Source organism: Brenneria corticis, from assembly GCF_003115855.1.
GTDB lineage: Bacteria > Pseudomonadota > Gammaproteobacteria > Enterobacterales > Enterobacteriaceae > Brenneria > Brenneria corticis.
On record NZ_KZ819107.1, the window covers coordinates 1 to 23,338 of the forward strand.

Genomic DNA, 23,338 nt, shown 5'->3' on the forward strand with positions numbered 1-23,338 from the left:
GTATAAATAACCGGTAACTGTCAGATCAGGTCTGAGCTAATACATATTAGTCGCACCAAATCTAACCTTTATCCCCGCGAACGCGGGGATTTCCTCTCAGATAACAGGAAGTTCCTCATACTCAAAGGCACGGCGCTACTCAGCATTCAGTCCGAACCAAAGAGGTCACGCGTATACACTTTTGTTACGACATCTGAAAGTTCATCAGTCATACGATTAGAAATAATCACATCTGATATTTGCTTAAATTCATTCAAATCGCGAATAACTCGAGACCTGAAGAACCTATCTTCCTCAAGTACGGGTTCATATACAACGACTTCAATACCTTTAGCTTTAATACGTTTCATCACCCCTTGAATTGCAGAGGCGCGGAAATTATCCGAACCAGCTTTCATCACTAATCGATAAACACCTACAACTTTGGGGTTACGCCCAATAATAGAATCAGCAATAAAATCTTTACGAGTACGATTCGCCTCAACAATAGCGCTGATTAGACTATTAGGCACACTGGCATAGTTTGCCAATAGCTGTTTAGTATCCTTAGGCAAGCAGTAACCACCATAACCGAATGAAGGATTATTATAATGCCTACCGATACGCGGATCTAACCCAACTCCTTCAATAATTTGTTTACTATCCAAACTATGGATTTGTGCGTAGCTATCCAGTTCATTAAAGTACGCCACACGCATCGCCAAATAGGTATTGGCGAACAGTTTTATCGCTTCCGCTTCCGTTGAATCGGTATACAACACTGGCGCATCTTTCTTGATTGCGCCCTGCAATAATAAACTGGCGAATTGTTCTGCACGCTCCGAGCGAGCCCCTACCACAATACGAGAAGGATATAGATTATCGTACAGCGCTTTTCCTTCGCGCAGGAATTCGGGCGAGAAGATAATGTTTTCGGTAATGTATTTCTCTTTCATCGTTTTTGTAAAACCCACAGGCACTGTGGATTTTATTATCATTACAGCATTAGGATTGATTGCAATAACATCTAGGATCACCGACTCGACAGATTGGGTATTGAAGTAGTTGGTTTTCGGATCGTAGTCCGTAGGCGTAGCAATAATAACAAAGTCGGCGTCCCGATAGGCATCTTTTTTATCCAACGTAGCAGAGAAATTTAATTTTTTTTCACGTAAAAATCTTTCTATTTCGTTATCAATGATTGTAGATTTTTTATTATTCAGCAATTCAATTTTTTCCGCCACTATATCTAATGCGATAACTTGATTATGTTGCGCCAACAATATGGCGTTCGATAGACCTACATAGCCTGTACCTACAATTGCTATTTTCATTATTAGACCATTCAATTAAAAATATATTTCAATAATAGAAGCAATTAATCAAATTCATACCAAGCATTCTAATAATGCCGAACACTCCATATAAAAACAGATTAATATTTTACTTTTAAAGACATCTCGATAGATAAATATCTCTGGTAGAGTATTCATCGAGTACAGGGTGTAAAGAGAAATTAGAAAAAATCATTTTATTCCCATTGTCCCCAAAACTCACAATCCCAAACACCTTCATTAACACAAATTAAATTTACACTGTCGCCCAAATTAGAACTAGAAATTTCAGATTTCCCCATCCTAAAAGCATCCCCACCATAACATATTATTGATATACCCTTATTTTTTGTAACAATAAATTTAAAACACAATCCAATTTGTGCACTAGGCAGGAGAAACTTGGATGTCTCATAGTATTCAGAAATAAAAACAGCACCTGATAACTTCTCCTCAACATTTATACTTTGTAATTTAGAGGACACAATTTTTCTTTTACAACCAAACACAGCACCATTTTTTTCCAACGTAATAGTACTATTTTCCCGTTCTAAAAAGACATCCCCATTAGAGCACTCTACCCACTCAACAACCATAGTTCCATCAGAATAAATCTGTCTAATATTTTTCCCATCAACATTTTTCTTGTTATTACTTTTAATCAAATACCTTGTAGTAATATTGTTATTATTCTTTGCTGCAAACGTGTAATCGACTCCTCGAATCCAAGCCGAATTCCAAGCATGCTCACTCCCTTTATAATTTATCGTGTAACGTCTAGAGAGGTTTCTATCTGCAATCAAAAAATCTTTATCATTATCATATACCCCCATTCCTATCCGCCAAGCAAGCCTTCCCTGATCTCTCAAAATCAAAGATGCGCGACTTCCTACAGAATTATCACCAGTATTGTCTAAAACGATTGCAGGGTGATGAGATGCCAAGATAGAAAATTCATTAGCATTTTTTTCATGAGGTTCCTTAGTTGCTAAGATGAATTTAATTTGAGCACCAAAATTATCATTTACTTCATCATAATTAGAAAAATCTAGTATTTGGACATCATCTGGTTGCTTTACTTTAGATTTAAACCACTTACATCCTGACTCTATAATAACTAATCCTGATTGAGTAGAATCTAAAGCTTGTTGAACATATTGTGTATTATCAGTTTTTCTATCTGCAACAGCTCCATACTGAACTACTGAAACTGCAAAAAAAGCTTGGGCTGAGGGAATATGTTTAATAGCATCAGATTTTCCTAACATTTCCCATACGGATTTAACTTCGTTAAGGGACTCTTTATGATCAATATATCCAATATTATTAGAAGGATCTAATTCTTTAGCGCGTGATTTTGAAATTAAAAAACACACACTAACTCCAGAAAGATATCTCATCAACTCTCGACGTTTCATAAAGTCACCTCATGAATAGCCAATCAACAACAAACAACACTTATTGGATATAACTCTAATTACCTCCTACTTCGGTAATAATATTGATACATTAAGAGCAATGTTTACACTTGCTATTATCATCAGCAGCCCTATATTTATAATATAAAAAATAAAATAAAACACTCAAAAACACGCTTTCATAGTACATCATCTTCAGCAGTGATAGATGGATAAAAACTATAACTATGTCGCTATGTATTGTAACTCAATCTAGCAACAGAATATAAATCTGACCTAAAGAGAAGTCATGCACTGTCTGATCATAAGGTCAATATAGACACACTGCTACAGTATCTCCAATCAGACTAATCGCATAAAAAATAATAGATCCATTGAAACATTTCTGACAGGGTATAGAACGCACTACTTTTACTGTATCTTTCCATCTACCGGAGCCGAGATTTATTCTCATCTCACCCAGATATGTAAAATAGCCCACTCACTGCTCACCTTTATAAATGCATTTTTAAGACAATGGTTATAGCCGTCACAGACAATATTTATAAATATGAGAAAGCATTTATCCTATAAAATGAGCCTATAATTATAAAAAAAATAATACTATCTCCATAACTTGGATTCGGAAGCAAAAATAACAACCTAATTTTTTGAAAATTATAATTTTTCGGTAATATTTTATCATAGTAAATCACATGAGTTTATATCATGAGAAATCCTATTAATAAACACAACTATTTTCTTTGATGAGTTATAGTATTATTTATATATCCAATAAATACCAAGACACAAGATCAAACACCTAAAATAATCTTAACTTATATTAATGACCTCGTTATTTCTAGAAGCGAGGTAATGAGAAATTTTAATATCACACCGCAAAATCCGCGAGTGTGCGTTTAGAATATCGATTATTCCGCGCAATCCCATTCATTACTTTCCATATGTATTCTATCACGTCCAGGCTAATGCCTGTCAGCTTTTTAGGTAATACCATGACTATGTGTTCATGTGTTCATGTGTTCATGTGTTCATGTGTTCATGTGTTCATTTCTAGAATACTAGGCCGGATAGCCCAGTATGGAGCTATATAATCCACCATCCTCTAGGGATTGTTCAACAAACACTAAGATAAGTGATGGACTAATTTTCCTTTTAGGCAACATTGTTTTAGTTTGTTGACAATAACATCATTGATGTTCTTATTTACCATTTTTCATGAAAACACAGAGCATAAGCAATCATGGCTGAATCCAGCATTCATTATGAGGCAAGAAAATTGACTGCGATGCGATCACAAACTCGTTTACCACAGTTAGTATTATGGAGAGAGCGCTCAAGTTCGTTTTTTTGTTCAGCAGTTATTTTCGAGCTGGAAAGCGTACTCCTCATCCTCTGGCGGCATAAAATCAAGCATCTTCAATGGTCACAGATATAGTATAAGCATAATATCAAAGTGACATAATAGATTTCATAACAAAAAAGCTATATCCTATAACGTTTGTAACCATAAAAAGAATAAAAAAAGAAAAAATAACAACTTTTGAAAAACCCTATTTTCTCCACATTTCTGTACACCATCCATTGATATTTCAAAATTTTAAATTTATTACCAGACAAGCTATGTTGCGAAACTCGATATAGTGCAAGGTTCTCAGGAAGACAATAAGCGATGATACCCTTTTTCAAAATACTAAGCCAAAGGCAATAATCTTGCCTTTTTCTTAGCAACGGCATGTACATTTTCCCTAACTCCTGAGTATCATAAATGACAGTTAAACAACCAATAACATTAGTTTTCAAACTATCAATATAATTAGTTTTCAATGGAGCTTTCACAACTCCTCTTTTACTACCGTTTTTATCAATTTTTTGATAAAAAGTATAAGTAAAAGAATAATTATTATATAGCATGAACTTTATTTGCTGCTCAAGCTTTTCTGGAAACCACAGGTCATCACTATCTAAAAAAGCAATAAACCTTCCTACTGATTTTTTTATTGCTAAATTTCTTGCCACTGCGGCTCCAGAATTTTTCTCAGTAGAAAAAAATTTAATTCTTTTATTTTCTTTTGCATATGAAGAAATAATTTCTACAGTTTGATCAGTTGAACAGTCATCGACTACCAAAAGCTCCCAATCCATAAAAGTTTGGTTTATAACTGAAAGTATACTTTCAGTTATAAATTCAGATGAATTATATGTTGGCATAATTATAGATACTAAAGGTATTTTCTCACTCACTATTAAGCCTCTTTCTTATAGAAAAAGCATAAATAATAATCATAACAATAATACTAAAAACAAATCTAAGTAAATTAGCATCAGATATACCCGCCATAACCAATGCGTAAAGGCAATAATAGAAAACCCAAAGAATTGATAAATTAGACGTTTTCTCTACAAAAAGAGAAACAAAAGAAATCAAAAATGTAAAAACAGAAATTGTCGCTAAGAAAATAAAAACGTTATATTTTATAAATATTTCAGCAATATAAATTAATGGCATACTTCCTGGAGAATAACCATATACATACTCAAACAGTACTGACTTTAGTTCTTCAGAATCTAACTCTGCAATAGCATTATTCCCCTGAGTCATCTCAATAACATTGGGAATTGAGATTCCTTGAGCTACAAAAAATCGAGTAGTTATTGACTCCACTAAATATTCAGCGTTCACTGAATCTCCCAAGTCATTTGAGAAGGCCCCTTTCATTACCGCATAAACAAACACGCATGTAATAAAATAAAAAGTATAATTAACAATACTGATTTTCTTTAAAACATATAAAAAATAAAACAATATGAAATAAAGAAATATCCCCTTATTACCGCCAATTATTATAAAAAAAGACACCAGCAAAATAAATAAAGTATTTAATACTCTATTTTCTTTATACAAAAAGAAGAAATAAAAATATATAGCGGGCAATAATACCTGAACGACAACAGAATAAGTAAAATATCCTTTGAAATTACCTTTTACTGTATCCGGCCTATCAATCACATTCCCAGAAAAAGCATTTAACAACGGCCACTCTCGCCAATAATAAATAACATAGGCTATTATGACTAATATAGTAAAGATAAAAAACATCAAAAGTATTTTTTTAGGTGCGTAGAACTCATTATAATAATTGACAGAAAGGCGTTTATTAAATGCCAGTCTAATTAAACAAACAAAAATACAGTGCACAAATGCAACACATCCCAAAAGAAAATAAACTTCCGCGCTTTCCTGGGAGTAAGACAGATACTTCTCACCTTTTATGTATATATACCACGCAGGAGTTAAAAACAAAATCGCAATACCAAGATAATAAACAAAAACACTTCCTCTATATTCTTTTGCAAAAATCACTATAGCGAAAAACGTTAGAAACAATAAATTTAGGAGAATGAATTCCATCAGCATACAGCCTTATAAAAAAGCAAACGATAATGAAAGTTAAATATTATAAATATTTTCATATGGTACAACCTTAATAGAGTTTAAACTAAATATATACTCATATGAGTTCAATACAATACTTTTAAAGTTGGACTCTATATCATTTTCATCTAATAAAATAGAATAAAAACTCGGACCTTTATAGACCTCAGACAAATTAACCAAAGCAGTCGAATAAAACGAAAAAACAAATGATGGGAAAGAAATCAATTCTTTAAAGTAATCCTCGACAGATTTATCTAATGTCATAATCTTTATGTCACTATCATATCTATCTAATAACTGTCCTTCAGCCCTATGAGGGATATATATAATATCCATACTTTTACTTTTCATGTGAGAAGAAATATTATTTATTATTTTCTCATACAGTCCAAAATTTATTATTCCTTTTTCAACCAATGGTGTCCCAATTATGATAGCGAAAGAACCAACCTTACAAGAAACCTGTTTTTTTTTCTTACAAGAAACTATTTTTGGATAAGGAATATTAATATCAAATGATGTATAAAAAGTAGGCAAATACTTTAATAAAAATCTATTTTTTTTAAGTGTATTCAATTGTCTTATTGCGGATATAGTTGCCAATCCATCATCAACGATCCCAATATTTTGTAGTTTTATAATAACAGAAGAAACTCTCATCCACCTAGACTGCCAGTGACCAATAAAAACACCATCAATTCTACCAATGAAGCGAATGTAATGTATCAACAATCTTGCGAAACAAAGCAGAAGCGATATTCTACTCCCTCTCTTTGTTTTAAAAAAAACTCTATGTGTTTCTTTAGATACTTTATCCATCTCTCTGTAAATCAAATCATCATTATTTTTATCTCCATTTAACCTAATAAAAAAAAATGACTCACTATCAAAAAGCTCAGAGACTTTACATGCTGATGCTACCTGTAAGGGGGACTCAAGTATAAAAAAATTAACTCTCATTATTCGGTCCTTTATGACTTCGATAAATCATTTGAAAAAAATTTATATAGCACGTCTATTTAGAATAATTTTATAAAACAATAGCAACATAAACAAATTAGATATGAGCAAAGAAAAAGGAAGATATTTTAAATCTATTCCTGATAAAAAATAAAGAATCACAATATACAAGAGCGATGAAAGAAAAGTCACTTTAGATATTGTTGATGTCTCACCTATATAGAAAAAATAATTCACCATTAATAGATAAGGTATATTCAATCCAAAAGAGAACACGAAGAAGACCACAAAATATTTTACATTATCAAAGCCATGCCCAAAAATAGTTTTATACCATTCCCCAGGAATAAAAAAAGCAACCAAAGCAGGAATAAAGCAGAAAGAGAATGATATATACACATATTTTAATATTCCTTTTACATTCAATCTATTAGTTTTTAACGCATTAAAGTAATAAGGTAATATCGCTTTATTCACAGCAATAATCAGGACAGAATAAACAGTAGCAATTTGTATTCCTAACGAGTATACCCCTAACTCCTTTAATCCATATTGTCCGTAGACAAAGAGCCTATCAACCTGTCCTTTAGCAAAAAGACTAAGTTGATGGAAAACAAGAGGAAAACCGAAGGAAAAGAGATAAAGAAGAGACCTCTTTTCATTTTTAAAATTAACCTTTCTAATTTTAAACTTACAAAAAAACAAATAATATGCAATTGACAAAGAGAGCAAACCGCTAATGATAACTGCAGAAAAATAAAAAATCACTGACGGTTTAAAAAAAACAAAAAAAACTACGACAAAAAAAGTTGTTAAAGCAGCATTTGAAATCTGGATTAATAGATATGTCTTAATATCCCGAAGGCATTGTCTAAAGCTCAGTTGTGCACTTAATGTAGCGGAAACAAAAGCAGCACCAACACAAAAGATATACTCTCTATCTAGGTTGATTAATCCTAACACAGATATAAGTAATAATGATAAAACGATCGAGTAGCCGGCACCTGTAATAATAATAATATGGACACTTCTCACACCATAATTATAAAAATACCTCGATATTGCACCATCTTGGCTTAAACCAACAATAATTATAACCAGCGCGACAATAACCTGAAAATAAGCTAGCCGTCCATAATCTTCTACTCCAAGAGAATTAGTAATAAAAGGCAGCAAAACATAAGGCATACCTTTAGACAAAACCTCACCAAAGATATATAAAAAACTATCTTTTATTAAGCTCATATAATTCTCAATCTATCAAAAAATTTGATAAAAGATAGTTTGCATATTCAAAATCACTTACTTCATCAATATCTATAGAATCCATTCTATTCATAACATATGCAAAACTCCGTTCTTTATAAAAAAAACTGAAGTCATGACTTATTTCTTTTTTTATTATATATATAGCACCATTCAATCGATAATATTTTCCCTCCCTAAATGATTTCGGTTCCAAAAATCCATTAAGAGAATATGTGTCATCCAATCCATTAATCCAATTCGGATTATGCTCACACTCTGTAACGGATACAACTGCATTAGCACTTTTCTCATCAAAGAATAAATTTGCGTCGTCAATATGAAAAGCTGTTCTAAGAGGAGAGGTTGGTTGCAATATTATAATTCTATCGTAATCTACTCTAGCACTCATAAAATTAACAGCATGACGTATAACATCTTCAGTCGTAGATGTGTCTCTAGCTAATGACGCTGGTCTAATAAAGGGAACTTGAGCACCATATTGGAGTGATATCGACGCAATCTCTGCGTCGTCAGTGGAAACAATAATGTCATTAACAGTTTTGGCTGCTAACGCAGCTTCAATTGTCCATGCTATAAGAGGTTTACCATGCAGATATTTTACATTTTTCCTAGGTAACCTTTTGCTTCCACCCCTGGCAGGAATAATCGCAAGCGTAGATTTTTTCACGTTAAAGTCCTAATTTCAGAATATCTATTTGCGCTTTTTTAAAGTCATCCATTCTACCAATATCTAACCAATATTCATGAATAGGGAACATCAACACTTCCCCCATCTTTTTTATTTCCTCTTCAAGCAGGGTTGGCATATCTATTTTTTTATCCTTTTCAACACTATTGAAAAGCTTCGGGGAAATAACATAAATACCGGCATTCACATAGTAATGCTGGACCGGTTTTTCTACCATCTCAACTATTTTATTCCCTTTTCCCGTCACAACGCCATACGGTATTTGATATTGATACTCCCGCACACACATCGTAGCATCAGCCTTGCCTTCATTATGAAACTTCAGTAAATTTTGATAATCAACATTTGTGAGCACATCACCATTCATCATTAATAAAGGTAACTGTGGTATATCTTTTGGCAGTAATCCTAAAGCCCCACCAGTGCCTAATGGATTATTTTCGTATACATAGGTAATATTTACTCCCCATTTCGAGCCATCTCCGAAGTGATCCATAATCATTTCAGGCATATAATGCGTCGATATATAAAAATTCTTAAAACCATGACTAATAAAATTATTTAGCGTAGTTTCAAGAATAGGCTTATCACCCACTTTCAATAGCGGCTTAGGACAACTGTCGGTTAGCGGTTTTAACCTTGTGCCAAACCCTCCAGCCATCAAAAATACTGGATTTTCATAGATTGGTTTCTCGGACATATCATGAACAGTCTCTAAACCAACTAAATATTCACCATTTAATATCGGAATGCTGAGAACACTTATCTCTTCCATCATTTGCAGTAATTTTTTTCGACTAACCTCTGGAGATGCAACAGTGGGATTTTTATTCATTACCAGTTGAACGGGCTCATCCATCTTCAAATTACGCAGTAAACCTCTACGAATATCACCATCAGTGACTGTACCTAGCAGCTTTCGATCAGACGTTACGACTAAAGCTATTCGTATCGCTTCTGCATCAATTATTTCCAGGGCCTCTCTGATGCTCTGTTCTGGAGATAACAGAACATTTTCCCATTTAGTCGCCATACTATAATCCCCTAGAAAAAACCTTCGCCGGATAGACGATAGTATTTTTCTCTATATTTCGCGTTATTACAGCTCCAGCACCAACAACTGCTGCGTCACCGATCTGGATGTTTTGTATAATAGTCGAGTTAGTACCTATATGAACGTTTAATCCAGTCAGGACACCACCACTAAGTGTTGCACCTGGAGCAACATGGTTATTTGCGCCAATGACACAGTCATGTTCGACAATTGCGCCAGTATTTATAATGCAATTATCACCAATTACAGCACCATGCTGAATAATAGCACCAGACATTACCTGTACGCCTTTTCCTAATTTAGCAAATGGCGAAATAATAGCTTTAGGTGATATTACCGAATAAAAAGAAAAACCTTTATTTACGAAGTCATGGTAAAGAATATTTCGTCTAACATTTCCAGGTATTGACCCAATGCCATTCACTAAGAATGTAGTTTGGGGGGGGTAATTAAGAACATCGCTATCATTTTCATAAAAGAAAAATCCTTTGAAAACTTCTCTCGGATGCTCTTTATCCGGACTAACTATAGCTAAAATGTTTTGCTTATGGAGAGAAAGGATTTCAACCAAAATGGCTGCATGCCCTCCGCTACCGATAACAATCAAATTTTCATTCTGTGATAAGTTGTCCTTCATCGTAATCTCTCTTTGCCGTTTTTTCCAAGAAAGACCAATAAAAATAAGGCGACACTCCGTTACCAGGGCGCTTTATTCCAAGGTTTTCGATACTCAGGACTTCTCCCTTACGGATTTTTTTCGCAGCCACAATGCTTTTACGCGCAACTTGTTTATTTTTTATTTCTGAAGGCATTGGACCTTTTAAACTATTCCCTATAGCCTGCTCAACTTCTCTTATCGCTATGACCATTTGTTTTAGTTCATCAGGTTCAAGTGATGCTTTATGATCAGGTCCCTCCATCTCCCTATCTAGGGTAAAATGTTTTTCAATTAATATAGCCCCCCGAGCGACCGCAGCAATAGGAACTGAAATGCCTTTGCTGTGATCAGAGTAGCCAACAGGCAGTGAAAATGCGGCTTTTAGCGTATCCATTGCCCGTAAATTTATCTCATTGAATGGAGCAGGGTATTCCGTAGTACAGTGAAGAAGGGTTACTTTTTCACTCAAAGCTTTCTGCCCTTCCTTCGAAAAATAAGCCGCTTCAAATGCAGAAATCGATGGAGTTTGCGCTTTATCAGCTATATAACCAAATGCAATGACTCCCAAAACTTGCTCAATCTCAGCTAACGTTGCCATCCCTGTTGAAACAATCAGATCACAGCCGGTTCTTGCATGCTCGAGCACAAGAGGCGCATTAGTTATTTCTCCTGAAGGAATTTTTAGCCTCGATAACTTCAGGTCACTCACAAGGAAATGTAAACTTTCTGAATCAAACGCTGTGGATAAGAACTCGATGCCTTTTTTATTACAGTACGTGATAAGCTTATGATGAGTTTCATAGCTGAGTTCAAGTCTGCTTAACATCGCTAATTGTGATTCTGTTTTTTTGGTATTTTTAACTTGATAATCAGCCTGCTTCGCACTCTCGGTAACCAATTTCTTTGCTTTGAAAGTTTGAAACTTAACAACATTAGCGCCTGCATCATGTGCAGCATCAATCAATTTAAAAGCAAGTTCCTCGTCACCATTATGATTTACACCAGCTTCTGCGATAATGTATGTATGAGACATTAAAATTACCTTATAAATTATGAAATATTTTTACCCGATTTAGAACATGTGACTTCAGAATATTCAATATTTTCCCACTTGTATTGCCATCGCCATAAGGATTGGCTATTTCCTTATCAGTTTTCTCATTCTTATAAGCTATCGCACTTTTTATACATTCATAAATATCATTTTTTTTCGTGTCGCAGTGGAATACGCTATTTGCAGCTAAACGTCCCTTTTGTCTCGCACCAATATTCACCGTAGGGACATTAAATGATGGTACTTCAATTATACCACTAGATGAATTACCAATAACCACTTCAGCATGCTTTATGGCGCTAAGGTAACGTTTTTGCCCCAATGAAGGAATAGTCAATACGCGACTTGACTGCTGCTTTCCATAATTTTCAAGCAATGGAATGATTTTTCGGCCACCATCATCCGCATTTGGATAAGTGATAATAACTTGATAATCCTTGAACTCATCCAAAGCGGAAAGCAGTGCTAAAAAGGAAATTTCTGGGTCTTCATCCGCTAATGTGACAGGGTGGTAGGTGACAACGAAATAGGGTTTGTTGAGTTCAAATGATAAAGAGTCAGATAGTTCATTGAGTTTTAATAATGATGATCGTTTTAAATGATCGAGGCCAATTGCCCCGACATTAAATACAGTTTTAGGGTCTTCCCCTAACTGTATCACTCGCTTCCTGTATTCTTCAGTGGAAGTAAAATGCAGATGGCTAAGTTTCGTAATAGCGTGTCGAAATGAGTCATCATAGGCCCCTTCCGTAATTTCACCACCGTGAAGGTGTACAATAGGTATCCTCATCACCATTGCAACTTGTGCAATAGCCAGTGCTTCAAAACGATCCCCAAGAACAATAAGACAATCGGGTTTTAATCGCTCAAGGGCATCAGTAAACCCCAGAACACCTAACCCCATACTCTTTGCGATGCCAACAGGGGTATCTGATGAAAGTAAAATTTCTACTTTTTCATCAATCTCAAATCCATCAGCCTCAATTTGCGTGTACGTGTTGCCAAATTCCGGCGAAAGATGCATTCCAGTAACAAGTAACTGCAAGCAAAGCCCCGTATCAGCCTGAATGTCCTTCAGTAGCCAGTAAAGAAGACCATATTCGGCTCGAGTTCCTGTGAAAACGGCAATTTTTCTCATCATTGTTTTACGTTTCTAACAATATAGGACTGCTTGGTAAATTAACCAAATGAGCTTCGATCCACTCGGAATTGCTTAGTTCAGAACGGTATGAATCTTTAAACATCGGCAAGCGATGCATCAGCTTCCAAATTGGACGAGTCATGACGCCCGCAGCATTTGTTTGCTGCAATATGTCTTCTCTCTGTTTTACATTGGGACAAATAATGGCATTCAACCAATAGTTTGACGATGCATAATCAGGTTCGGTGACGAAAAGAAAGTCGCTGGATGCGAAAAAGCTTTCATACTGCTTAGCTAGCAACCTTTTTGATTCAAGATATTTTGGCAGCGATTCTAATTGAGCACAGCCCAACGCCGCATTGATGTTCGGCATTCTGAAATTGAAGCCTGGTTCATCATGGAAGAATTCATATGGATGAGGAATCTTCGCGGTGGTGGTCACATGCTTCGTTTTTTCTCCCAGCTCTTGTGTGGAGCACAACACCATCCCACCGCCGCCGGTGGTTATAATTTTGTTGCCATTAAAACTAAGCGCACCGAATTGTCCGATAGTACCGGTATGTTTGCCCTTATAAAACGATCCAAGGCTCTCAGCAGCATCCTCAACGAGCGTTAAATTCCAACGATGGCACACCGATGAAATTTCATCGAGCTCAACCGGATGCCCAAAAGTATGCATGGGAACAACCGCTTTTATCTGCTGATTTGAAACCTTATGCCGACATTCGCCTTCTTCATTCAAATAGGCATTCTCGTCCAAATATTGAGCTAACGAGTGAGGGCACAATCCTAAACTTTTTTTAGAAACGTCAACAAAAACTGGCTGCGCCCCCATATGATAGAGAGCGTTACAAGTTGCAACGAAAGTTAGAGATTGGGTAATAACCAGATCGCCAGATCGGACACCCGCCATATAGAGCGCGGTATGTAAAGCCGCGGTGCCATTTACCGTCGCAACCGCTCGAGCAGTTCCCGTATAACGTGTTATCTCTTTCTCAAATTGATCTACATATTTTCCTACGCTTGACACAAATGTAGATTCTATCGTATTGGTAACATATTCTTTTTCATTGCCGTTAAAGATTGGCGCATGCAAGGGAATAAATTCTTTTGTGTTGTATAGTTCCCTTATAAATTCTACCAGTTTAACATTCATTATCATTCTCACATTTTACTGTCGAGGTATTTACCCGTTTCTTTATGACCAAAGCCAGGAATCATTTTAAAGAACAAATCGACAATATCTTCCTTGCTCCATCTTTTTCTACTTTTCATTTTTTTTATTTCATTTTCAAACAAAGAAAGAAGTTGTTGATCATAAATGGCTTCATTTTTTATAACACCCAGGTTATTAAATCGTTCCATATCTAATATTTCTTTATCCGTAAAAAACTCTTCGAAATCCTTTTCACCGGTAGTATCACTTGGAGTAAATAAACAAGGCCACCTTCCTTTATCAGGCATAGTATAAATTAAAGCACGCGCTTCATCTTCATCTTTACAAAGATACGGCTCATATCCTTGCTGGTGTAAATATTTATCTGCAATCTCTGAAAAAGTAATAAGATGTAATGACTCACTTAGCTTAGGGAAAAATACGTCTCTGTTTTCACCTAATAAACATGACATGAGACATAGTTCGCCAGACTCTTTTGGCGTAACGAAATAACGTCTGATATCATTTGGAGCCACAATCGGCTGCTTTTTCATGATGCGTTGATTAAATCCATGCAACAACGAACCGTCAGAAAAAGCCACATTGGCAAAGCGAGCCGTTGAGATAGCAATATCTTTGCTTCTACGCATTAAAAACATTTCCATAATACGTTTCGACGCTCCCATCATATTAACCGGGTTAGCAGCTTTATCTGTCGAAACACAAAAATATTTTTTCACTCCTGCCTTTTCTGATTGAATCATTGTTTTTTCAGTATTAAACACATTTACATCAATCATCCTCATTAATGTGAATGGATCTTTTTCACTGCGGACATGTTTTAACGCAGACAAATTTAATACATAGTCATATTTTCCATCAGACTCAAAAAAGGCATCAAATTCTATAGTTCCAATATCTAAAGCAAAGGTTTTAAAATCTCCACTTATATACCCATATGAACTTCTAATATCCCTAACCAGCTCAACAAGATTATTCTCACTAATATCGACAACATGTAATTTACTTGGGTTTCTGCTAAATATTTCTTTAGTGACAGCCTGTCCAATAGAGCCAGCACCACCAAGAACTAAGAATCTGGCCCCTGAAACAATTTCCTTTAATGTAGAGTTATGATTATTAATATCTTCAACAAATAACTCTTTATCCCGACCAATCAAGGAAAGAAGATTATTCATAATTATCACCTGTAATATAGAATTTTATATATAAACCCCATTAGGGATAATTCCTTAATGGGGTTTATATTTATAGATTACTTATCTGATTTGTAATCGTAAGTATAGTAATGATAATTACCATACCCATAATAACTGGCCGCTCGTTTTACGATTGCGTTCAGAATCACACCCTTAATTTCAGCTCCATTCTGCTCAAAGCGACGAATACTAACCTCAATTTCTTTTAATGTATTTTCTTCAAAACGTGCAACTAATAATGATGTCCCTGCATGGCGGCTGATAATAGCAGCATCGGTTACCGCTAAAATCGGCGGGGTATCCAGCAATACCAGATCATAATGCTCACCGGACCAGGCTATAAACTCGGCAAAGCGGCTGTGCATCAGCAATTCGGAGGGATTAGGCGGCACCTGACCGCGTGGAATAAAATGCATATTCTCCACCGCCGTCTTGCGCACGCTTTTTTCTGCGCTGCACTGACCTGATAAAATATCCGAAAGGCCCTCGGTACTGTGGGTGCCCATCAATTCATGGGCATAGCCTTTACGCATATCGCAGTCAACAATCAGCACTCTCTGCCCGGCCTGTGCAATCACCGCCCCCAGGTTGGCGCTGATAAAGGTTTTACCAATCGCCGGGCTAGCACCGGAAATCATTAGTACATTATTTTTCGCTTCCATCATGGCGAAATGCAGGCTGGTGCGCAGGCTGCGAATAGCCTCTATCGCCAGATCAGTTGGGTTGCCCACCGCCAATAATTCTGTGGAACGGGCATTCTTTTTACTCCCTTGCCCCAGCAACGCCCGGTCTTTTTTCTGTTGCCATTCGGAAAGCGGCACGCTGGCATAAACGTTAATACCCAGCTCTTCCAGTTGTTCCGGGCTTTCAATCCCTTTATGCAACATGGTTTTAATAATAACAAAAGCGGTAGAAAGTATTACACCCAGAATAAGGCTTAATAAAACAACTAATGCTTTTTTAGGCTTAACTGGCTTTAACTGTGTGGCGGCCGAGTCAATAATGCGGACATTGCCAACAACGCTGGCTTTATTAATACTAAGCTCCTGCTGCTTATTCAGCAGCTGCATATAGACTTCCTGCCCGGCCTCTACATCCCGCGTTAAGCGCAATATTTCCTGCTGGGTTTTTGGCATTCCCCCTACCCGTTTATTGAGCTTATCCCTTTCCTGCTCTAACGTGGTACGCTTTTCCATTAAGGCCCGATAGGCTGGGTGCTCTTTAGTATACAGCTTGGAAATTTCCGCTTCTTTAAAGGTCAGTTCATTAAGCTGCGCCTCAACCGCCACCATAGTATCCAGAACAGATTTGGCCTCTAACGATAAATCGACTGACTCATTTTGCTGGCGAAATCTGTTCAGTTTATTTTCGGCATCATTTAGCGAATCGCGTACAGAGGGTAATTGCTCTTTAAGAAACTCTAGGCTTTTACCTGCCTCTTCCGATTTTCGCTCAACGTTTTGCTGTAAATAGTTCTGGCTAATACTGTTTAACATTTTGCTGATTTTAGCCGAGTCTTCTCCTTCCAGGCTAAGCTGCAAAACGCCGGTATCTTTACCAGTATCACCAACAGAAAAATTATCCAATAAATTCCGAATTGCGGTAAGTTCATTGAGCTTTTTTAACAGGAAAACCGTGCCATCCGGCGCGGCGATATCGCTAACCAATAGCGAAAGCCCATTGTGTTTTTCCAATTGACCGACTGTGCCGGTAAAATCAACAATATTACCGGCCGTCACCTGATAAGTGGTGCTGTTTAATACCTTAAACTCAATTTTTTCATCCTGCCATGAATCGGGTACTTCCAGACGAGAAACAGCGATTTCCCCTGGCTCTTCATTTAAAATTCGGGCCAGGCCTTTACCTACGACAGGAAAATATTTTTGCTCCACCACCGTATCCAGAGCAAGATCGCGAATGGTTTTACCAATCACCATACGGGATTTAATCAGCTCAACTTCCGCCGCCGACTGGGGCTTGGCCTCCGGTAGCATACTGGAGATATCACTCAGTAGTTTATTACCCGAGCTTTGCTCTACCTGAATTAATGCATCAGCCTTATATATGGGGGTCGCCAACGTGACATATAAAATCCCGACAATAGCGAATAGCGCAGTAACACCAATAATCAACCATCTATTGTCCAGCAATGTTCCCAATAAACGCCCTAAATCAATCTCATCTGAATTGGTTTCAGATGCTTTTACTGAAATTTTCTCTGCCATGGGTTTCCCTGACTGGTTAACGGCTTAATGCTTGTACCCATTTCTGGGCCGACTGCTCAAGTTGTGAATAGACGAATTCAAATGCCTCGCGGCTTTTACGGTAGGGGTCGGCAATTTCCTGCTGATTTAGCCAGTGGCCGAACAGCATGGTTTTGCCGCGCACCTCGGGGGCAATACGCCCCACCGCATCAATATGACCTTTTTCCATTACCAGAATCAGATCGTACCGGCGGCATAAGGCGGACGTCAGCTGCTGAGCGCTATGCCCTGCAAGTGAAAGGCCATGCTGGCTTGCCACTTCAGTCGCGGTGGCATCCGCCGGTTTACCCACCAATGCCCCTAATCCGGCCGAGGCAATCTGTTTGGCGGGTAAGGCCTGTTTCAGCAACCGCTCCCCGGTTGGGGAACGGCAGATATTGCCCACACAGACCACCAAAATAGAATCGAACATCATTTATCTCTATGGCCAGGTACGAATGCGTAATGAACCTTCGGTCAAATCATTAAAGCCGGAAATGGTCGGTACAAGTTGGCTAATGACTCGATTCCAACGTACTATCGGTGCCGTGGTGACATAAACAATGTCATAAGGCTGGAGCTGGAATTCGGTACCCATTACCATCGCTGTCGCATCACGCGCGTTAAGTTGGTAGATGTTTGCCAGTTTAGCCCCTTCTTTTCCTCTCAGTGACCGAATCACAAAAATCCCGGTAGCATCAGAGAAGGACTGATCCATCCCTTCCGCATTCCCCAACGCCTCGGTCAGCGTCATACCGCTGCGGTCCATTTTCAGCGTGCTTTGCTTTTTCACTTCCCCCATTACAAACACTTTAAGATCGTCGTTACGGGGAATATAGAGAATATCGCCGGGATACAGCAGACGATTTTGCGACAGATCGCCATTTTGCATTAGCGCCTGGAGGGAGATAAGTTGCTCTTTGCCGTTGTGGGTCAGCACAATATTGCGCCAGTCGGCATTTTCCGTTAGCCCGCCGGCTTTATTAATCGCGTCCAGCACCGTCAACGGCACGTTAGTGATTGGCTGCTGACCAGAGGTGGTCACTTCTCCGGTTACATAAGCTTTTTGCGAGCGGAATGCGGCGATACTGACATCAACCTGGGGGGATTCAATATAGGTTGCCAGACGGCTCATAATCTGGTCTCGCACTTCAGTCACCGTTTTGCCGGCAACTTTTACCTTGCCGATATAGGGATAGAAGATGGTGCCGTCGGAATGAACCCAGTTACCGGTATCCGCCGCCGTACGGTAGGTCCCCGCCGGGGTGGTTAACTCCGGGTGGTCCCATACGGTAACCATAATTACGTCGCCAATACCGATACGGTATTCATAGCGCTGCAATTCTTGGTCCAGCTGTGGATTTGTCTGCGCCACCAGCGGCTTAGGGCGCATCTTATCCACCAGGGACGGGGTTAACGGATAAACATTGACCAGTTTATCAATATCAAAATCAGCATCCTGTTGCTTGACCACTTCTTTGCCACCGGTGGAAAGGTGAGAGCCGGGAACTATGGTACAACCACTTAGCAACGCTGCGGATACCATCAGCGGTATCAATTTTAACCTGTGCTTTATCATTCTATGTATGCCATCGCTTTTAATTGAAAATTGCGCAAGTCCCTACAAAATTACCAATGATTATAGAGAAGATTTATTCAAATAAAGCCGCCATCTAACAGCTAAAAGGCGGGTAATTTACCGCTTTAACGATGTTGTTCCGTACTGCCTGCTACCGCACTTCGGCCGTGGTTGATGCGTCGAACCCAGGTCAGAACCCGCCATATACGAGTGATTGACCAGAAATAACCAATGAACGCCGCTACAAATGCGCTTAACATCATAGACTCTGTTACGCCGTTGCGCTCACCAATGATGCCGATTGCCGCGAATAAAATCGCCACGCTGACAATAGCCACCAGAGCCTGCCGTGGCGTTAACCCGCCGCGCATCAATATATGATGCAAATGTTCACGATCGGGCTTGAACGGGCTATCGCCCTTGCGAATACGGCGCACCATAATGGTGACCATATCCATCAGGGGGAGCGCGATAAGCCATAACGCGGTAACCGGCCGCATTACCGCCTCCTCGCCCTGGGTCGCCAGCACCAATAGCCAGATTACCGTAAAACCAATCAGCGTGCTGCCCGCATCTCCCATAAATACCTTAAATTTTGCCCCCAGTGGGATACCCAGATTAAGCAAAATATAAGGCAGCGTAGCAGCCAGCAGACACAGGCTCCACTGAGCCAGTTCGTGATGTCCGCCAAGATAAAAAACCACCGCCAGCGCGCCGAAGGTTACGCAGGAAAGCGCCCCCAGCAAGCCATCAATACCGTCAACCATATTAAAGGCGTTAATGGCGCCCCATACGGCAAACAGCGTTACGGCATAGCCGACAACGCCTAAAAACAGCTCGCGGCCAAAAAGGATGTTCCCCAACGAGGCCAGATACAACCCGGCATACATCATCACACCGGCGACAAGCGCCTGTAAGCCAATACGGGGTAATACCGGCAGGTCAAAGCGGTCGTCCAATACGCCAACAATCAGCAACGCGCTGGCGCAGACCATATAAAGGGAGAAATCCGGCAGCCATTCAGCATGGAGCGCATACAACACCCATAGCGCCAGATAAATTGACACACCACCGACAAGCGGGATATGTCCGTGGTGTTTTTTACGTATGTTGGGCTTATCCACCAACCCTACTTTTATTGCAGCCTTTCTTGCAAAGAATAGCGCAACAAATGCGCTGATGAAGATAACCGTAAATTCCTGCATTTTCGCACCACCATCAACCGTTATAAGTATGCAGCATCAGACACGCTACCGCCCTTGGCTTTTAGCAACCAATGCGCTGTAAAAGTACGGGATACCATCCTGCTGGCGTAGGGTTTGGGTCCGTAGTTCACACGAGGCGTGTGACATTTATATGTTTATCAAAGGCAGCAGTAGAATTAACAAAAAACCAACAACCTTATTTTTTATGAAAAAGTGACCCTCATTACAAAAACTGAATTTTGTACTCCCATAGTATTGACGAGTAATTGCAGAGCACAAGGATAAGATGTTTTAAGAAGAGTTTTTCAGAATAAGACTACGCGCATCCCTGTCCATGCTGCCTCCATTAGCATAAAACACCAACTTAAAGAATAAAGTCAGTATGTTTTAAGGTGAATTTTATTAAAGATGGTAATCTATGTAGGATGTAATCATTGTTACATCCAGACATATTCTAGGCACGGTTTGCCAATACTTCAAACATTACGCGCCACGGCGGAGACATAAAGCTGAAAGATGCATAAAAAAGCAGCCAGTTGGTCAAATATAAGGCCGAATATGGTTGTTCAAGTTGGTTCATCCTGCGGGTGGCTCACAAGGCGAACTCTACGGATAGTGGTGAGTAACCTGGAGACTTGTTGATAACAATGCATTAGCTTTTGGTGGATCGCTGGCTGGGAATACTGTGTCAAGGATTTGTCTTTGCGGGGGTATATCTTGGATTCGGAGTTGCCGGCGGATGCAGGTCCCCGCCAACTGATGCGGGGATGACGGGAAGGGATGCGCGGGGATGATGGGAAGGGATTCGCGGGGATGACGGTGGTAGTAATTCGCAAGGAGAGCATTGGTTTACGCCGCTTACGCATAGCGACCTTCCGTTGCGGTAACAAATACCCATACACAAATTCTGGTTCATCAGCCTTTGCCCTGATACGCTAGCAGCCGTCATATGCAAATAAAGGTGAAATAATAAGTATGGAGTGGATCGCAGATCCAACGATTTGGGCCGGTTTGGCCACGCTCGTCGTATTGGAACTGGTGCTGGGAATCGACAATCTCGTCTTTATTGCCATTCTGGCCGAAAAATTACCTAAACAAGAAAGAGATAAAGCCCGCGTCGTCGGCCTGTTGCTGGCGCTGGTGATGCGGCTGATTTTATTGTCGTCCATTTCCTGGCTCGTATCCCTGACTACCCCCCTCTTCACCCTACTCGGACATTCATTCAGCGCACGCGATGTCATTATGCTGGTGGGCGGCGTGTTCCTGCTATTTAAAGCAACTATGGAGCTCAATGAGCGCCTTGAAGGCAAGGATCAGGAGCAGCATGCGCAGCGCAAAGGCGCGCGTTTCTGGCCCGTGGTGGCGCAAATCGTCGTTCTGGACGCCATTTTCTCGCTCGATTCGGTGATCACCGCCGTCGGTATGACAGACCACCTATTGGTGATGATGTCTGCGGTGACGATTGCCATCTTCCTGATGCTGTTGGCCAGTAAACCGCTGACCCGTTTTGTCGGCGAACATCCGACCATTGTTATTTTGTGTCTGAGCTTTCTGCTGATGATTGGTTTCAGCCTGGTCGCGGATGCGTTTGGCTACCATATTCCCAAGGGGTATCTCTACGCCGCCATTGGCTTTTCGGTTCTTATTGAATTACTGAATCAGGTATCGCAATTTAACCGCCGGCGTTTTCTTTCCTCTTCCGTTCCCTTACGTCAACGCACCGCCGAGGTTGTGCTGCGTATTTTGCGCGGCGACCATGACGAGGCCGAACTGGATAACCAGACGTCCTTGATGATTGCGGATAACGCGCACGCCGGCCAGGAGGTTTTCAATCAGCAGGAACGCCGCATGATAGAACGCGTTCTTGGTATGGCGCAGCGCACCATCAGCAGTATTATGACGTCCCGCCACGACATCGACCCTGTGGAGCTCAATACCTCGCAGGAGGAATTGGCGCAGATATTAAAAACCAATCAGCATACCCGGCTGGTTATCGTCGATAGCGATACCTCGGATGAGCTGCTGGGGATCGTGAATGTCACCGACCTGTTACAGCAACAGCTAAACCATGAGCCTTTTGACCTGCGTATTCTGATGCGTCAGCCGCTGGTGTTTCCCGAACAGCTTTCGCTGCTGCAGGCACTCGACCAATTCAGGGAGGCGCGTACCCACTTTGGTTTTGTCGTTGATGAATTCGGTTCGGTGGAAGGCATCGTTACCTTAAGCGACGTGATGGAAACCATTGCCGGTAACCTGCCTTTGGCGGGAGAAGAACTGGATGCCCGCCATGACATTCAGCAGAATGCGGACGGTAGCTGGACGGCAAACGGTTATATTCCGCTGGAAGATCTGACCATGTATGTTCCGCTTACGCTGGATGAAAAGCGCGAATACTATACGCTGGCAGGATTACTGATGGAGCACTCCCAGCGGATCCCGCAGGCCGGAGATACCTTGTCCATCGACGGTTATCAGTTCAAAATTTTAACGGTGGAAAGTCATCGTATCGTGAAGGTGTTGATCACCCCGAACGGCGAGCAGCAAACTGACTTCGAGGTTTGAGTCCCAACATTTATTCTTAATCTACGGCGTGCTTGTGAGGCGGCCATTGACATGGTCAATTACCTGATTCGCCGCCGGCAATTAGGCATACCGCAAAGCGGCCGGGACAGCTTTTCGTTGCTTGTGACACCAGGCATCATACTCAACGAACTATCCGACAACCTGCAGAAGATAGTAGGTTTACGCAATATAGCAGTACATGATTGTCAGGCCCTTAGATATCGTGATTTACGTTATCCAGAATCGGTTAGGTGATTTTGAGGACTTCAAAAGAGATAGCCCGGAACCACCCAGACTGATTCTTGATGCTGTATCGCAAACTTCCGCTCACCCCTGCAAACGCATAAGATTTTCCCAGAGCGCCTTTGCACCATCTTCT

At 39.8% G+C, this 23,338-nt stretch carries 19 protein-coding genes; 2 read left to right on the top strand and 17 right to left on the bottom strand.

All coding sequences use genetic code 11. The features are described 5' to 3' along the window. Positions 1–146: 146 nt before the first annotated feature. From DDT56_RS23195 to wecA, 17 genes are all read right to left on the bottom strand, one after another. A complete protein-coding gene (locus tag DDT56_RS23195; protein ID WP_136168713.1) occupies positions 147–1,313 on the bottom strand; it encodes a nucleotide sugar dehydrogenase in 1,167 nt (388 codons plus the stop codon). A 197-nt stretch (positions 1,314–1,510) separates the two neighbouring features. Next, a complete protein-coding gene (locus DDT56_RS23200) occupies positions 1,511–2,731 on the bottom strand; it encodes a hypothetical protein (RefSeq protein WP_136168714.1) in 1,221 nt (406 codons plus the stop codon). A 1,485-nt stretch (positions 2,732–4,216) separates the two neighbouring features. Further along, a complete protein-coding gene (locus tag DDT56_RS23205; protein ID WP_246856869.1) occupies positions 4,217–4,975 on the bottom strand; it encodes a glycosyltransferase family 2 protein in 759 nt (252 codons plus the stop codon). Beyond that, entirely contained in the window at positions 4,968–6,143 is a 1,176-nt protein-coding gene (locus tag DDT56_RS23210; protein WP_136168715.1) for an O-antigen polymerase, read from the bottom strand. Before DDT56_RS23210 ends, DDT56_RS23205 begins: the two co-directional genes overlap by 8 nt. 39 nt (positions 6,144–6,182) lie before the next feature. After that, entirely contained in the window at positions 6,183–7,130 is a 948-nt protein-coding gene (locus tag DDT56_RS23215; RefSeq protein ID WP_136168716.1) for a hypothetical protein, read from the bottom strand. A 42-nt stretch (positions 7,131–7,172) separates the two neighbouring features. Next, positions 7,173–8,375, bottom strand: coding sequence for an oligosaccharide flippase family protein (locus DDT56_RS23220; RefSeq protein WP_136168717.1), 1,203 nt, complete (start codon positions 8,373–8,375; stop codon positions 7,173–7,175). A gap of 7 nt (positions 8,376–8,382) precedes the next feature. Continuing rightward, complete coding sequence (locus DDT56_RS23225; RefSeq protein ID WP_136168718.1) at positions 8,383–9,066, bottom strand: acylneuraminate cytidylyltransferase family protein; 684 nt, start codon at positions 9,064–9,066, stop codon at positions 8,383–8,385. Between the two features lies 1 nt (position 9,067). Beyond that, positions 9,068–10,120, bottom strand: a complete 1,053-nt coding sequence (locus DDT56_RS23230; RefSeq protein ID WP_136168719.1) for a nucleotidyltransferase family protein — start codon at positions 10,118–10,120, stop codon at positions 9,068–9,070. Between the two features lies 1 nt (position 10,121). Beyond that, positions 10,122–10,778, bottom strand: coding sequence for an acetyltransferase (locus tag DDT56_RS23235; RefSeq protein ID WP_136168720.1), 657 nt, complete (start codon positions 10,776–10,778; stop codon positions 10,122–10,124). Then, the gene (neuB, locus tag DDT56_RS23240; protein WP_136168721.1) at positions 10,753–11,832 is read right to left on the bottom strand and encodes an N-acetylneuraminate synthase; all 1,080 of its coding nucleotides are present in this window, start codon (positions 11,830–11,832) and stop codon (positions 10,753–10,755) included. Before neuB ends, DDT56_RS23235 begins: the two co-directional genes overlap by 26 nt. A 10-nt stretch (positions 11,833–11,842) precedes the next feature. Further along, the gene (gene neuC / locus DDT56_RS23245) at positions 11,843–12,994 is read right to left on the bottom strand and encodes a UDP-N-acetylglucosamine 2-epimerase (protein ID WP_136168722.1); all 1,152 of its coding nucleotides are present in this window, start codon (positions 12,992–12,994) and stop codon (positions 11,843–11,845) included. Between the two features lie 4 nt (positions 12,995–12,998). Then, on the bottom strand, positions 12,999–14,150 hold the full coding sequence (locus tag DDT56_RS23250) for a LegC family aminotransferase (RefSeq protein WP_136168723.1): 1,152 nt from the start codon (positions 14,148–14,150) through the stop codon (positions 12,999–13,001). Between the two features lie 8 nt (positions 14,151–14,158). Further along, on the bottom strand, positions 14,159–15,349 hold the full coding sequence (locus DDT56_RS23255; RefSeq protein ID WP_136168724.1) for a UDP-N-acetylglucosamine 4,6-dehydratase: 1,191 nt from the start codon (positions 15,347–15,349) through the stop codon (positions 14,159–14,161). Between the two features lie 77 nt (positions 15,350–15,426). Continuing rightward, entirely contained in the window at positions 15,427–17,595 is a 2,169-nt protein-coding gene (wzc, locus tag DDT56_RS23260; protein WP_136168725.1) for a tyrosine-protein kinase Wzc, read from the bottom strand. Between the two features lie 16 nt (positions 17,596–17,611). Continuing rightward, positions 17,612–18,046, bottom strand: coding sequence for an arsenate reductase/protein-tyrosine-phosphatase family protein (locus tag DDT56_RS23265; RefSeq protein ID WP_136168730.1), 435 nt, complete (start codon positions 18,044–18,046; stop codon positions 17,612–17,614). 9 nt (positions 18,047–18,055) lie between these two features. Then, a complete protein-coding gene (locus DDT56_RS23270; protein WP_136168726.1) occupies positions 18,056–19,192 on the bottom strand; it encodes a polysaccharide export protein in 1,137 nt (378 codons plus the stop codon). Positions 19,193–19,317: 125 nt separating this feature from the next. Further along, entirely contained in the window at positions 19,318–20,397 is a 1,080-nt protein-coding gene (gene wecA, locus DDT56_RS23275) for a UDP-N-acetylglucosamine--undecaprenyl-phosphate N-acetylglucosaminephosphotransferase (protein ID WP_136168727.1), read from the bottom strand. A gap of 975 nt (positions 20,398–21,372) precedes the next feature. Here wecA and DDT56_RS23280 point away from each other — a divergent pair. Both DDT56_RS23280 and DDT56_RS24920 read left to right on the top strand, forming a co-directional pair. Beyond that, positions 21,373–22,959 (top strand): TerC family protein, encoded by a 1,587-nt coding sequence (locus DDT56_RS23280; protein ID WP_136168728.1) that lies wholly within the window; start codon positions 21,373–21,375, stop codon positions 22,957–22,959. A gap of 51 nt (positions 22,960–23,010) precedes the next feature. Next, the gene (locus tag DDT56_RS24920; protein WP_246856870.1) at positions 23,011–23,214 is read left to right on the top strand and encodes a HepT-like ribonuclease domain-containing protein; all 204 of its coding nucleotides are present in this window, start codon (positions 23,011–23,013) and stop codon (positions 23,212–23,214) included. Positions 23,215–23,338 lie beyond the last annotated feature (124 nt).

What these genes read in the sequence shown, in the direction of transcription:
- DDT56_RS23200 (WP_136168714.1), bottom strand. Translation starts at nt 2,731, where the DNA reads ATGAAACGTCGAGAGTTGATGAGATATCTTTCTGGAGTTAGTGTGTGT.
- DDT56_RS23265 (WP_136168730.1), bottom strand. Translation starts at nt 18,046, where the DNA reads ATGTTCGATTCTATTTTGGTGGTCTGTGTGGGCAATATCTGCCGTTCC.
- wecA (WP_136168727.1), bottom strand. Translation starts at nt 20,397, where the DNA reads ATGCAGGAATTTACGGTTATCTTCATCAGCGCATTTGTTGCGCTATTC.
- DDT56_RS23220 (WP_136168717.1), bottom strand. Translation starts at nt 8,375, where the DNA reads ATGAGCTTAATAAAAGATAGTTTTTTATATATCTTTGGTGAGGTTTTG.
- DDT56_RS23270 (WP_136168726.1), bottom strand. Translation starts at nt 19,192, where the DNA reads ATGATAAAGCACAGGTTAAAATTGATACCGCTGATGGTATCCGCAGCG.
- DDT56_RS23215 (WP_136168716.1), bottom strand. Translation starts at nt 7,130, where the DNA reads ATGAGAGTTAATTTTTTTATACTTGAGTCCCCCTTACAGGTAGCATCA.
- DDT56_RS23250 (WP_136168723.1), bottom strand. Translation starts at nt 14,150, where the DNA reads ATGAATGTTAAACTGGTAGAATTTATAAGGGAACTATACAACACAAAA.
- DDT56_RS23235 (WP_136168720.1), bottom strand. Translation starts at nt 10,778, where the DNA reads ATGAAGGACAACTTATCACAGAATGAAAATTTGATTGTTATCGGTAGC.
- DDT56_RS23210 (WP_136168715.1), bottom strand. Translation starts at nt 6,143, where the DNA reads ATGGAATTCATTCTCCTAAATTTATTGTTTCTAACGTTTTTCGCTATA.
- DDT56_RS23255 (WP_136168724.1), bottom strand. Translation starts at nt 15,349, where the DNA reads ATGAATAATCTTCTTTCCTTGATTGGTCGGGATAAAGAGTTATTTGTT.
- DDT56_RS23230 (WP_136168719.1), bottom strand. Translation starts at nt 10,120, where the DNA reads ATGGCGACTAAATGGGAAAATGTTCTGTTATCTCCAGAACAGAGCATC.
- DDT56_RS23195 (WP_136168713.1), bottom strand. Translation starts at nt 1,313, where the DNA reads ATGAAAATAGCAATTGTAGGTACAGGCTATGTAGGTCTATCGAACGCC.
- DDT56_RS23280 (WP_136168728.1), top strand. Translation starts at nt 21,373, where the DNA reads ATGGAGTGGATCGCAGATCCAACGATTTGGGCCGGTTTGGCCACGCTC.
- neuB (WP_136168721.1), bottom strand. Translation starts at nt 11,832, where the DNA reads ATGTCTCATACATACATTATCGCAGAAGCTGGTGTAAATCATAATGGT.
- neuC (WP_136168722.1), bottom strand. Translation starts at nt 12,994, where the DNA reads ATGATGAGAAAAATTGCCGTTTTCACAGGAACTCGAGCCGAATATGGT.
- wzc (WP_136168725.1), bottom strand. Translation starts at nt 17,595, where the DNA reads ATGGCAGAGAAAATTTCAGTAAAAGCATCTGAAACCAATTCAGATGAG.
- DDT56_RS24920 (WP_246856870.1), top strand. Translation starts at nt 23,011, where the DNA reads ATGGTCAATTACCTGATTCGCCGCCGGCAATTAGGCATACCGCAAAGC.